General features: G+C 72.3%; 11 protein-coding genes. 4 read left to right on the forward strand and 7 right to left on the reverse strand.

Annotation, left to right across the window (positions count from 1 at the left end; genetic code table 11):
• Window positions 1–82: 82 nt before the first annotated feature.
• On the reverse strand, window positions 83–859 hold the full coding sequence (gene cobM / locus OHB04_RS19260) for a precorrin-4 C(11)-methyltransferase (protein ID WP_326807893.1): 777 nt from the start codon (window positions 857–859) through the stop codon (window positions 83–85).
• The gene (gene cbiT, locus OHB04_RS19265; protein ID WP_326807894.1) at window positions 856–2,211 is read right to left on the reverse strand and encodes a precorrin-6Y C5,15-methyltransferase (decarboxylating) subunit CbiT; all 1,356 of its coding nucleotides are present in this window, start codon (window positions 2,209–2,211) and stop codon (window positions 856–858) included. The genes cobM and cbiT overlap by 4 nt, the downstream gene beginning before the upstream one ends.
• Window positions 2,212–2,311: 100 nt before the next feature.
• Between cbiT and OHB04_RS19270 the strand changes: the two genes are divergently transcribed.
• Window positions 2,312–4,150 carry a S9 family peptidase gene (locus OHB04_RS19270; protein ID WP_405804806.1) on the forward strand — a complete coding sequence of 613 codons (1,839 nt, stop codon included), beginning with the start codon at window positions 2,312–2,314 and terminating at the stop codon, window positions 4,148–4,150.
• Here OHB04_RS19270 and OHB04_RS19275 read toward each other — a convergent pair.
• From OHB04_RS19275 to OHB04_RS19290, 4 genes are all read right to left on the reverse strand, one after another.
• Window positions 4,065–4,949, reverse strand: coding sequence for an SURF1 family protein (locus OHB04_RS19275; protein WP_326807895.1), 885 nt, complete (start codon window positions 4,947–4,949; stop codon window positions 4,065–4,067). The genes OHB04_RS19270 and OHB04_RS19275 overlap by 86 nt on opposite strands.
• A 163-nt stretch (window positions 4,950–5,112) precedes the next feature.
• Entirely contained in the window at window positions 5,113–6,351 is a 1,239-nt protein-coding gene (locus tag OHB04_RS19280) for a hypothetical protein (protein WP_326807896.1), read from the reverse strand.
• Window positions 6,348–6,923, reverse strand: coding sequence for a SigE family RNA polymerase sigma factor (locus OHB04_RS19285; protein ID WP_326688923.1), 576 nt, complete (start codon window positions 6,921–6,923; stop codon window positions 6,348–6,350). Before OHB04_RS19285 ends, OHB04_RS19280 begins: the two co-directional genes overlap by 4 nt.
• 460 nt (window positions 6,924–7,383) lie before the next feature.
• Entirely contained in the window at window positions 7,384–8,664 is a 1,281-nt protein-coding gene (locus OHB04_RS19290) for an aspartate kinase (RefSeq protein WP_326688924.1), read from the reverse strand.
• 350 nt (window positions 8,665–9,014) lie between these two features.
• Between OHB04_RS19290 and OHB04_RS19295 the strand changes: the two genes are divergently transcribed.
• The 3 genes from OHB04_RS19295 to OHB04_RS19305 all read left to right on the forward strand — a co-directional run bounded on the left by OHB04_RS19295 (window position 9,015) and on the right by OHB04_RS19305 (window position 11,243).
• Window positions 9,015–9,827: a vWA domain-containing protein gene (locus OHB04_RS19295; RefSeq protein ID WP_442814881.1), complete on the forward strand. Its 813-nt coding sequence runs from the start codon at window positions 9,015–9,017 to the stop codon at window positions 9,825–9,827.
• A 263-nt stretch (window positions 9,828–10,090) separates the two neighbouring features.
• A complete protein-coding gene (locus OHB04_RS19300; RefSeq protein ID WP_326688925.1) occupies window positions 10,091–10,399 on the forward strand; it encodes a hypothetical protein in 309 nt (102 codons plus the stop codon).
• Window positions 10,400–10,532: 133 nt separating this feature from the next.
• Window positions 10,533–11,243, forward strand: a complete 711-nt coding sequence (locus OHB04_RS19305; protein ID WP_326688926.1) for an ArsR/SmtB family transcription factor — start codon at window positions 10,533–10,535, stop codon at window positions 11,241–11,243.
• 34 nt (window positions 11,244–11,277) lie between these two features.
• Here OHB04_RS19305 and OHB04_RS19310 read toward each other — a convergent pair whose 3' ends face one another.
• Complete coding sequence (locus OHB04_RS19310; protein WP_326688927.1) at window positions 11,278–11,937, reverse strand: DUF5063 domain-containing protein; 660 nt, start codon at window positions 11,935–11,937, stop codon at window positions 11,278–11,280.
• Window positions 11,938–11,988: the final 51 nt, after the last annotated feature.

The raw sequence follows: 11,988 nt of genomic DNA on the forward strand, positions 1-11,988 counted from the left end.
GTTGCGGCGCCCCGCCGCACCCACGTGCTCGCCAGCGCGGCGGGAAGAGGTTGCGGCGAAAGAGGCCAAGAGGGCTCGGGGCTCAACAATCGTGGCGGGGGCGCTCCGCGGGGCAATCGTAGCGGGGGCGCTCCGTCGAGTAGAGGTGGCTGTCGCGGAAGCCGGCGGCGGCCAGTACTCGGCCGACCAGGATCACCGCCGTCTTGCTGATGCCGGCGGCCCTCACCTGGTCGGCGATGTCCGCGAGGGTGCCGCGTAGCACCACCTCGTCGGGGCGGCTGGCGAAGGCCACCACCGCGGCGGGGCAGTCCGCGCCGTAGTGCGGCAGGAGTTCCGCGACCACCTCATCGGCGTACCGCGCCGCCAGGTGCACGACCAGCAGCGCGCCGCTGCTGCCCAGGGTGGCGAGGTCCTCACCGGGAGGCATGGGCGTGGCCTGGCGGGCGATGCGGGTCAGGACGACGGTCTGGCCGACCGTGGGCACCGTCAGCTCCCGCTTCAGCGCCGCCGCCGCGGCGGCGAACGCGGGGACGCCGGGCACCACTTCGTACGGCACTCCGGCCGCGTCCAGGCGGCGCATCTGTTCTGCGACGGCGCTGAAGACGGACGGATCGCCCGAGTGGAGGCGGGCCACGTCGTGGCCCTCGCCGTGCGCCCGCACCATTTCGTCGGTGATGGCGTCCAGGTCCAGGTGGGCGGTGTCGACCAGTCGGGCGCCCGGCGGGCAGTCGTCCAGGAGTTCGCGGGGCACCAGACTGCCCGCGTACAGGCACACCTGGCAGGCGGCGAGCGTACGGGCGCCGCGCACCGTGATCAGGTCGGCGGCGCCAGGGCCCGCCCCGATGAAGTACACGGTCATGCGTCGTCTCCTGCCACGGGTGGGGAAGGCGCAGCGGGAGCGGGTCCGCCCTTGCGGACCGACCACTGCGTCACGGGCATCGCCTGGCGCCAGCCGGTGAAGCCGCCCACCGGGACGGCATGCGCGACGGCGAGGCGCACCAGTTCGCCGCCGTGGCGCCGGTAGCGGTCGGCGAGCAGCGCCTCGGACTCCAGCGTGACGGTGTTGGCGACGAGCCGGCCGCCCTCGGGCAGCGCCGCCCAGCAGGCGTCGAGCAGGCCGGGCGCGGTGAGGCCGCCGCCCACGAACACGGCGTCGGGGGCGGGGAGTCCCTCCAGCGCGCCGGGTGCCGTGCCGGTGACGACGCGCAGGCCGGGCACGCCGAGCCGTTCGGCGTTGCGGGCGATGCGCGCGGCCCGTTCGGGGTCGCGTTCGACGGTCACCGCGCGGCACGCGGGGTGGGTGCGCAGCCATTCGACGGCCACGGAGCCCGCGCCGCCACCGATGTCCCACAGCAGCTCGCCGGGCGCGGGCGCCAGCGCGGCCAGGGTGGCGGCGCGGACGTGGCGCTTGGTGAGCTGCCCGTCGTGCTCGTAGGCGGTGTCCGGCAGCCCGGGGACGGCGCCGAGTCGCAGCCCGCCCGGGTCCCGTACGCACTCGACGGCGACGATGTTGAGGGGATCACCGGGCGGGTGGGGCCAGTCGTCGGCGGTGGCTCCGTAGGAGCGTTCGCGCTCGCCGCCGAGCTGTTCGAGCACCCGCAGCCGGCTGGGCCCGAACCCGCGTTCGCGCAGCAGCGTGGCGACCTCGCCGGGGGTGCCGGCGCCCGCGCTGAGGACCAGCAGCCGCCGCCCCTCGTACAGCGCGGCAGCGATCCGCGCGACGGGGCGCCCGACAACGCTGATGACCTCGATGTCCTCCTGCGGCCAGCCCAGCCGCGCGCAGGCGTACGAAACGGAGGAGGGGTGCGGCAGCACACGCGGCAGCGCCCTCGGCACCCCGGTGCCCAGGGCCTCGGTGCCGAGGGCCTGGGTGCCGAGGGCCTCGGCACCCAGGACCCCGGCGCCCAGAACCTCGGCGAGCGCGCGCCCGACGCCGAAGTGCATCGGGTCGCCGCTGGCCAGTACGGCGATACGGCGTCCGGCGTGCGCGGCCAGCAGGGCGGGGACGGCGGGCCGCAGCGGTGTGGGCCAGGCCACGCGCTCCCCCGCGCACTCGTCGGGCAACAGCGCGAGCTGACGGGCGCCGCCGATGAGCACCTCGGCCTCACACAGCGCCGCCCGGGACGCCCGCGTGAGCCCGTCCCACCCGTCGGCCCCGATCCCCACGACGGTGACGTCCGGTGGGACCGCGGACGAGGCGGGGGCTGTCATGGCGGCACAACACCTCGGTCATATGCGGAAGGGAACGGTCTCGCACTCTACTGTCCGGACACCCGCCACCCCGGCGAGGGGTCCGGGCCACAATGGGCGCATGGATCAGAACGCAAAGCCCGACGGCCCGATGCCCGACTGGGAGAAGCGGTTCCGGGCGCCGCGCGTCTCACTGCCGGAGTGGGCCGAGGACGCGCCCGCCCGGTCCCTGTTCGTCTCCAACGCGACGGGCACGTTCGAGCTGTATTCCTGGGACCGTACGACCGGCGAGCAGCGGCAGGTCACCGACCGGCCGAACGGAACCACCGACGGCGCGCTGACGCCGGACGGGGAGTGGATCTGGTGGTTCTCCGACACCGACGGGGACGAGTTCGGGGTGTGGATGCGCCAGCCCTTCGGCGGCGGCGCCGACACCCCGGCGGCGGCCCCGCTGGCCGCCTCGTACCCGGCGGGCCTGGCCATCGGCCGGGACGGCACGGTGATCGTCGGCCGCTCCACGGACGAGGAGGGCTCGACCATCCACGTGGTGCGCCCTGACGCCGCACCCGAGGAGATCTACCGGCACGCGGAGTCGGCCGGGGTGGGCGATCTCTCCCACGACGGCTCGCTGCTGGTGATCGAGCACACCGAGCACGGCGACGCCATGCACTCCGCGCTGCGCGTCGTGCGCGCCGACGGCTCGACGGTCGCCGAGCTGGACGACAGCGAGGGCGGCACCAAGGAGCTGGGCCTGAGCGTGCTGGGCTTCGCCCCGGTGGACGGGGACACCCGGCTGCTGGTCGGCCACCAGCGGCACGGCCGGTGGGAGCCGATGATCTGGGACCCGGCGGACGGCACCACGAAGGAGCTGGACCTGGGGCTGCCGGGCGACGTGTCGGCCGAGTGGTACCCGGACGCGAGCGGGCTGCTGATCGTCCACAGCCACCAGGCGCGCGACGAGCTGTTCCGCTACGACCTGGCATCCGGCGAGCGCACCCGCGTCGAGACCCCGGCGGGCTCGGTGCTGGGCGCGACGGCCCGCCCGGACGGCACGGTGGAGTTTCTGTGGTCCTCGGCGGCGCAGCCGCCCCAGGTCCGCTCGACGACGGGCGCGACCGTGCTGGATCCCCCGGGCATGAAGGCGCCGGGCTCGGTGCCGGTCGAGGACGCCTGGGTGGAGGGCCCCGGCGGGCGGATCCACGCGCTGGTGCAGAAGCCGGCGGGCGAGGGTCCGTTCCCGACCGTCTTCGAGGTGCACGGCGGCCCCACCCACCACGACAGCGACTCCTTCGCGGGCCAGCCCGCCGCCTGGGTGGACCACGGCTTCGCCGTCGTCCGCGTCAACTACCGCGGCTCGACCGGCTACGGCCGCGCCTGGACCGACGCGCTCAAGCACCGGATCGGCCTGATCGAGCTGGAGGACATCGACGCGGTGCGCGAGTGGGCCGTCGGCTCGGGCCTCGCGGACCCGGACCGGCTGGTGCTGGCGGGCGGCTCGTGGGGCGGATACCTCACGCTGCTGGGCCTCGGTACCCAGCCCGAGGCGTGGGCGCTGGGCCTGGCGGCGGTGCCGGTCGCGGACTATGTCACGGCCTACCACGACGAGATGGAGGCCCTGAAGTCGATGGACAGGACGCTGCTGGGCGGCACCCCCGAGGAGGTGCCGGAGCGCTTCGAGGCGTCCTCACCGCTCACCTACGTCGACAAGGTGCGCGCCCCCGTCTACATCTCCGCCGGGGTCAACGACCCGCGCTGCCCGATCCGTCAGGTCGAGAACTACGTGACGCGGCTGGCGGAGCGAAGCCACCCGCACGAGGTCTACCGCTACGACGCCGGGCACGGCTCGCTCGTCGTGGAGGAGCGGATCAAGCAGGTCAGGCTGGAGATCGACTTCGCGCTGCGTCATCTTCCGCGGCCTGCTCCGGGAGGGGGCCCGGCTCTTCCGGCCCGCCCGGAATGAGACCGAGGGCCGTGTCCCTGGCGACCTCCGCCTCCATGCGGAAGAAGCGGAACCACATGAAGACCACGAACCCGGCGAAGACGAACCACTGCGCCGTGTAGCCGAGGTTCTGGAACGCCTTCATATCGAGGCCGGTGTTGTCGGGCGCTACCGGCGGCACCGGCCTCAGCGGTTTGTCGGTGTGCTGCTCGGTGAGCCACGCGTCCTGCACCCGGTAGGGGACGACGTTGACGAGGGCCGCGGCGCTGATGAAGCCGAGCTGCCCGTCGGGCAGTCCGCCGGTGGCACCCTCGGCCGCGTCGTTCTGCGACTCGGATGCCTGGAGCACCCCCTTGACGCTCACCTCGCCCTTGGGCGGCGGCGGCACCTTCGCGGGGTCGGCGCCGCCGGGCAGCCAGCCGCGCACGACGGGCAGCGCCTTCGCGCTCTCGCCCTTCCCCTTGCGGCCGGTGCCGTCGGCACGGCCGGCGCCGTCGGTGCGCAGCAGGGACAGGACGTAGAAGCCCTTCTCGTCCTCGACCGTACGGCCGGGCACCAGCAGCGGGTGTGCGGCGTCGAAGCGGCCGGTGACCTCCGCGGTGCGCCCGACGGTGTCCTCCGTGACGGGCAGCAGCCGGGCCAGCGGGCTCGCCTTGGCGTGCGCCGCCGAGTCGGCCTGCTTCTCTTGCTGCTGATGGTTCTCGACCCGGTCGTCGAACCGGCTGAGCTGCCAGCTCCCCATCAGCAGACAGACCGGAATCGCCAGAACGGCCAGGATGTTGATCCCCCACCACCGCGGGGTGAGCAGAAACCGGTACACGCCCCCACGGTACGTGCAGCCTGTGACAGGCCGGACGTCCGGGGTCCGTCCAGGAATTCACGGGCCACGCGCCGCGTCGGCAAGGCTCACCTACGGCGTCCGCAAAAAATGGTCACCGGTCAAGGGGGTGACGACATAACCACGTCCGGGGGGGACCGTCAGGTCAGCCCGCCGGGATGATGCCCGTGCGGTAGACCGTGCCGCCGCAGCCGCCCTCGACCCGGGTGTCCGCTATGGCGGGCGAGCCGCCCTCGGGGGTGTGCGTGAGCACCACGCTGCTGTCGTCGGGCGGATCGCCGCCGGAGCCGTTCTCGCCGGGAGTGCCGACCGCGCCGCCCGCGCCGTTGTCCCCGCCGCCGCCGTCACCGCCGCTGTCGCTGCCGGCACTGGGCGTGGTCGCCCCGTTGTCGTTCTGCGCGCTGTTGGTGGCGGGCGGGTCGTTGTCGCAGCCGCCGTTGGGCACGTACGCGAACTTCACCACGTAGGCCGCGCCCGGCTTGAGCACCACCTCGTTGCTGGCGATCCCCGGATTGCCGAGGCCCGGCGCCGGGTCGCCCGTGGTGTGGTCAGCGACCGTGACGCGCGCCCGCTCGGTGCCCTGCACAGACGCGCCGACCATGCCCTCGCCCTCCACCGTGCAGGCGTCGGAGGAGGTGTTGGCGACCCGGAAGCTGCCGTAGACCTTGCCCTGGCCGTCGGGCGAGCCGGCCTGGGCCGAGGCCTGGCCGAGCTGGTCGCGTCCGCAGGAGGGCGCGCTGGCGGTGAGCGCGTCGTCGGGGTCGGCGCTGCCGTTGCCGGGACCGCCGGAGGGTGACGGGTCGGCGCCGCCGTCCCCCTTGCCGCCCTTGTCCTTGCCCTCGCCCTTGCCGCCCTTGTCCTGGTCCTTGTCCTTGCCGCCGTCGGCGCCGGAGCCGCCCTCGGGGCCGTGGCTCTGTCCCTGGCTGCTGGAGGCGGTCAGCGGGTGCCTCTCGTCGCCGACGCCGGGCACCACCCCGCCGAGGAAGAGCGCGGGCACGCCGACGGCCACGACGAGCACGGCCGCCGCCGCGCCGACCAGCGCCTGGCGACGGTGCACCCGGCGCGCGGGAACGGCCCGCTGGAGATGATTGAGGGTGTCGGGGGACGGCTCAAGGTCGCGCACGCTGTTGCGCAGCAGCTCCCTGAGCGTCTCCTCGGCCGAGTCCAGCGAGGCACCCTCCGCGGACTCTTCGGCCCCCGCGGACTCTTCGCCTTCCGCACGCTCGTCGGCCTCGGACTCGCGGTGCATGTCCTGCTCACCGTGCTCAGCGCACTCTTGCTGTTCGGCACGCTCGTCGCGCTCGGCACGCTCTTGCTGCTCGGCGCGCTCTCCGTGCTCGTCGTCTCCCCCGTCACCGCGCGGGCGGTTCAGGCCCTCACTCATGACGTGGCCTCCATGACAGTACGCAGGGCGGCGATGCCACGGGATCCGTACGCCTTCACGGAGCCGAGCGAGAGGCCGAGCGTCTTGGCCACCTGCGCCTCGGTCATGTCGGCGAAATAGCGCAGCACCAACACTTCCCGCTGACGCCGCTGCAAGCCACGCATCGCCTGTATCAACTGATCCCGTTCGAGCTGTTCATAGGCCCCCTCCTCGGCGCTCGCCATGTCGGGCATCGGCTTGGAGAGCAGCTTCAGCCCGAGGATGCGACGGCGCAGCGCGGAGCGGGACAGATTCACGACCGTCTGCCGTAGGTAGGCGAGGGTCTTCTCAGGGTCCCGCACACGCTTGCGCGCCGAGTGCACGCGGATGAACGCCTCCTGGACGACGTCCTCGCACGAGGCGGTGTCATCCAGCAGCAGCGCCGCGAGCCCGAGGAGGGACTTGTAGTGGGCGCGATAGGTCTCGGTCAGGTGGTCGACTGTGGTGCCCGCTGCCATCGCGTCGTCAGTATCCCCACGCTGTCCGGGCAAGCGTGCGGGCCGAGCGGCAGGCCAGGGCGCGATCACAGGCATGCCTCCGGCGCTGGCGCCGGGGCCGCCAGGGGCCGTTGCGATTCCGAGTACCTCTGCCACACCTGTTTGACACGTTTCCCCCCGTCAGGGTTGTACGCGAAAGGCAGTGTGCCGGGAAACACTTCATATGCCCTCATACGTACCAGCTTTCGGCTACCTCAGCGCCCCGTTCACCAGGCCCGGGTCTGGGCCGCGCCCCCCACAGCGCGCGAAGCCTGATGGCGAACCAAAGACGCTCCCCGTCAGCCTGCCGGTTGCAGGGACGGGGAGCGAAATTGTCCGTCAGCGAACACCACTATGGCCAGAGGCCGAAGCACGCCGGGCGCGCATTGCGCCCCGAAGGGGCGCGGGGCCGTGACATATGCGGCTCCGCCGCGTGGGCGCGCCCAGCCTGGGGGTACCTCCCTGCTCGAGGAGCTTGGGGGAGCACCCGCAGCCGAAAACGCGCCCCACGGGGCAACTACCGCCCCGTCCCCCCATAAACAACCGCCTCGTCCGTCTCGCTGTCCAGGCCGAAGGCCGTATGCACCGCGCGGACGGCGTCGTTGACGGCCTCCTCGCGCGTCACGACCGAGATCCGGATCTCGGAGGTGGAGATCAGCTCGATGTTGACCCCCGCGTTGGACAGCGCCTCGAAGAACGACGCGGTGACCCCGGGGTTCGTCTTCATCCCGGCGCCGACCAGCGAGATCTTGGCGATCTGGTCGTCGTAGCGCAGCGAGTCGTAGCCGATCGCGCCCTGCGACTTCTCCAGCGCGCCGATGGCCTTCTTGCCCTCGGACTTGGGCAGCGTGAAGGAGATGTCGGTCAGCCCCGTGGAGGCGGCGGACACGTTCTGGACGACCATGTCGATGTTGACCTCGGAATCCGCGATCACGCGGAAGATCGCCGCGGCTTCACCCGGCTTGTCCGGCACTCCGACGACCGTGACCTTCGCCTCGGAGGTGTCGTGCGCGACACCCGAGATGATCGCCTGCTCCATCGACTCTTCCCCTTGCCCGTCCGGCTGCTCGTTGCTGACCCACGTGCCCTTCAGGCCGGAGAAGGAAGACCGCACGTGGATAGGGATGTTGTAGCGGCGCGCGTACTCCACGCACCGGTGCAGCAGCACCTTGGAGCCGGAGCTGGCCAGCTCCAGCATGTCCTCGAAGGAGATCCTGTCGATCTTCTTCGCCTTCTTCACGACCCGGGGGTCGGCGGTGAAGACGCCGTCGACGTCCGTGTAGATCTCACAGACCTCGGCGTCCAGCGCCGCCGCCAGCGCGACGGCCGTGGTGTCCGAACCGCCCCGGCCCAGCGTCGTGATGTCCTTGCTGTCCTGGGAGACGCCCTGGAACCCGGCGACGATGGCGATGTTGCCCTCGTCCACCGAGCTCTTGATGCGGCCCGGGGTGACATCGATGATCCGCGCCTTGTTGTGCGCGGAGTCGGTGATCAGTCCGGCCTGGCTGCCGGTGAACGACTGCGCCTCGTGTCCGAGGGATTTGATCGCCATCGCCAGCAGGGCCATGGAGATCCGCTCTCCGGCGGTCAGCAGCATGTCGAACTCGCGCCCGGAGGCGACCGGAGACACCTCTGAGGCAAGATCGATCAGCTCGTCCGTCGTGTCACCCATCGCCGAAACCACTACGACAACCTGCTTGCCGTTCTTCTTGGCTTCGACGATTCGCTTGGCAACGCGCTTGATGCCCTCGGCATCGGCAACGGAGGAGCCGCCGTACTTCTGCACGACAAGGCCCACGTGTGCTCGCTCCTCGAAATCATCCTGCGGGACCCCTGCGCTCCGCGCGACGCTGCCCGGAAGGGCGGGATCCACTGATCGGCTCAGTGTAACGATCGGGCGGGTCCCGCACCCGCCCAGCGAACCCCTGCCCGCCGCGCCGCCCGCCACACGGAAACGTGACCGTGCTCACCTTGTGACCACCCCCACCACCACCCCCACGACCGCCCCGGGGACGCCCGCACGCCGTGGGCTCCGGCGCGCGCTCCAGGGCTGCCGAAAAAACGCGAGGGGCCCCGACGGCCCAGGGACACCGGGCGCCCCGCACCGTACGGTGCCGCTACCCGCCCGCACAGCCCGAGGAGACCGCCGTGGCCATCGACTACGTGAAGCGCCCAGCCCCCGCCGGCACCGCAACCGACGGCAGTGCCGGCCCCGCCGTCAGCCTGGAGCAGCTCACCACGCGCGCCCCCGGGCTCGTGAACCTCTACAAGACGGCGAAGATCTCCCTGGAAAAGGCCGGCCTGACCGGCCGCCGGGCCGCCGTCTACCTCGTCCTCGACCGGTCGGGCAGCATGCGCCCGTACTACACGGACGGCACGGCCCAGCACCTCGCCGAGCAGGCCCTCGGGCTCAGCGCGCACCTGGACGACGACGGGACGGTGCCCGTGGTCTTCTTCTCGACCGAGGTGGACGGCGTCGCCGAGATCGGGGTCGACGCCTACGAGAACCGGATCGACACGCTCCACGAGAGCCTCGGGCACATGGGCCGCACGAACTACCACCTGGCCATGCAGGCGGTCATCGACCACTACACGGCATCGGGCGCGACGGACCCCGCCCTGGTGATCTTCCAGACGGACGGCGGCCCGACCTCCCGTACGGCGGCCGAGCATGTGCTGTGCACGGCGGCCCGGCTGCCGATCTTCTGGCAGTTCGTGGGCTTCGGCGACACGGACAGCAAGCAGTTCGACTTCCTCCGCAAGCTCGACGAGCTTCCGGTCCCCGCCAAGCGCGTCGTCGACAACGCGGGCTTCTTCCCCGCGGGCCCCGCCCCCATGGAACTGTCCGACGACGCGCTCTACCGAAGCCTGATGACGGAGTTCCCCTCCTGGCTGGTGGCGGCCAGGGAGGCGGGGGTGCTCGGTGGGCGTAGTCCTTCAGCTTCTCCGTCTCCGGCGTGACCCCTACCGGGTCGGGCAACTCCGGCCGGCGCCGCACAGGTCCGCCACATTTTCAACCGGCTGCCGAACATCCGCCTCGCCCGCTCACATCATCTGGATGACGTGCTTGCCGCGGACGCCGCCGGCCTGAGAGACATGCCTGCTCAGCCATCTCACAAACCGTCCGGGGACGTCGGCGACGCGCCCCGCGACACGGCCCCGGCGGGCCTGCGCGCCGATGCCCGGCGCAACCGGGAACGCATCCTCGAAGCCGCGCCGTATTCATGGCCCAGTTCCCCGATGCCCTCGATTACGCCCACGAACGTGCCTGCGCCGAAGACGGCCTGGCGCGGCTGGTCCAGCGTGCCCGCGAGGCCGGACAGCTGCGCGAGGACTTCGACGCCGCCGACATCACCCTCCTGCTCCTGGCCAACAGCGGCCTCGCCGGACAACCGCGGGAAACCGCCCTCGCCGCCTCCCGTCGCCTGCTCGCCTACCTCTTCCAGGCTTTCCAGCCACAGCACACCGGCCCTCTCCCGCCTCCCGCGGCGATGGGACTGCGGGAAATCCACCAGCCACCGGGTCGCCTGTGAGACCTGTGAGACCTGTGAGACGAGCACGCGACGAGTCGAATGGGAGCGCCCCCCGCACGTGCCCGGGGCCGCTCACAGATGGCCGGTGAACACTTCGGCGACCGGCGAAACGGGCGCGCGCGAGAATCGGGGCATGGACACCGAACGGGATGTCGCCCCCGCGCTGGCGGCGATGGCCGGGCTGCTCGCGGACGGGACGCGGGCCACGTTCTGTCTGGCGCTGCTGGACGGGCGGGCCTGGACGGCGACCGAGCTGGCACGGCACGCGGGCGTCGCGCCGTCGACGGCGACGGCGCACCTGAACGCGCTCGTCGGGGGCGGGCTGCTCACCGAGGTACGGCAGGGCCGGCACCGCTATGTGCGGCTGGCCGGGCCGCGGATCGCCTCGCTGGTGGAGAACCTGGCGTCACTCGCGCCCGAACGCCCCGTACGGCCGCCCCGTACGCTCTCGGCCGACGGGCGGCGCCGCGCGCTCGCGTGGGCCCGCACCTGCTACGACCATCTCGCGGGCACCGTGGGCGTCGCCGTCACCGACGCGATGACCGCGCGCGGGCTGCTCGACTGGGAGCAGGGGCTGCGGCTCACGCCGGAGGGCGCCGACTGGGCCGCGAGGCTGGGGATCACCGTGCCTCCCGGCACCCGGCGCCCTTCCGTACGCTCCTGCCTCGACTGGACCGAGCGGCGGCCCCACCTGGCGGGCGCCGTGGGCGCCGCGCTGTGCGGGCACGCGCTGGAGCGGGCGTGGCTGACACCCACCGGCACCACCAGGGCTCTCGCCCTGACTCCCGAGGGGCACAGAGCCTTCCAGGACCACTTGGGGCTCCAGCTGGAGCCGGGCCCCTGAGCGGTATCCCCGTCAGGTGAGCCCGGTATCCCCGTCAGGCGTTGTTGAGGCCCAGCGGGGCGGCGATCTCGGCGGCCATCACCGCGCCCGCCTCGCTCTCCAGCTCACCGTCCTCGGTGGCGTTGCTGTCGGTGTCCAGCCCGTCCAGCTCGTCCAGGGGCGTGTCCAGGCGGACGTGGGCCACCAGGGACTGGAGGGCGCGCAGCGCGGCGGAGGCGGTCGGGCCCCAGTTGGAGAGGTAGGAGAACTGCCACCACCACAGGGCCTCGCTCACCCGCCCTGCGCGGTAGTGGGCCATGCCGTGCCGCAGGTCGGTGACGACGTCGGAGATGTCGTCGGAGATCCGGCAGGCGACCGGCGCCGAGCGCGGCACGTACGGGTCGAAGACCTCGGAGTAGACGTCGACCGGGTCCAGCAGCGCGGCGAGACGCTCGCGCAAATCGTCCACGTCCGGCTCGGGACCGACGTCCGGCTCGTAGCGCTCGTCGGGAACGATGTCCTCGTGCGCGCCCAGCCGCCCGCCCGCGAGGAGGATCTGCGAAACCTCCAGCAGGAGGTAGGGCACGGCGCTGTCGGGGTCGTCGCCCTTGGCGACCTCGGCGACCGAGACGATGAAGCTCTCGACCTGGTCGCTGATCTGGACGGCGAAATCGTCGGGATCGTTCTTGATGGCGTTCAGCGTCGCATCGGACATCGGGCAACCTTCTCCCCTTGAGGGCCCCGCGGCGTCGAACGCTGGCGCGTC

This window comes from Streptomyces sp. NBC_01775, from assembly GCF_035917675.1.
In the GTDB taxonomy this organism is placed as follows: domain Bacteria; phylum Actinomycetota; class Actinomycetes; order Streptomycetales; family Streptomycetaceae; genus Streptomyces.

Excerpts from the sequence above, each read along its gene's own strand:
- cobM (WP_326807893.1), bottom strand. The coding sequence starts at position 859 with ATGACCGTGTACTTCATCGGGGCGGGCCCTGGCGCCGCCGACCTGATC.
- OHB04_RS19280 (WP_326807896.1), bottom strand. The coding sequence starts at position 6,351 with ATGAGTGAGGGCCTGAACCGCCCGCGCGGTGACGGGGGAGACGACGAG.
- OHB04_RS19305 (WP_326688926.1), top strand. The coding sequence starts at position 10,533 with ATGGACACCGAACGGGATGTCGCCCCCGCGCTGGCGGCGATGGCCGGG.
- OHB04_RS19300 (WP_326688925.1), top strand. The coding sequence starts at position 10,091 with ATGGCCCAGTTCCCCGATGCCCTCGATTACGCCCACGAACGTGCCTGC.
- OHB04_RS19285 (WP_326688923.1), bottom strand. The coding sequence starts at position 6,923 with ATGCCTGTGATCGCGCCCTGGCCTGCCGCTCGGCCCGCACGCTTGCCC.
- OHB04_RS19270 (WP_405804806.1), top strand. The coding sequence starts at position 2,312 with ATGGATCAGAACGCAAAGCCCGACGGCCCGATGCCCGACTGGGAGAAG.
- OHB04_RS19310 (WP_326688927.1), bottom strand. The coding sequence starts at position 11,937 with ATGTCCGATGCGACGCTGAACGCCATCAAGAACGATCCCGACGATTTC.
- cbiT (WP_326807894.1), bottom strand. The coding sequence starts at position 2,211 with ATGACAGCCCCCGCCTCGTCCGCGGTCCCACCGGACGTCACCGTCGTG.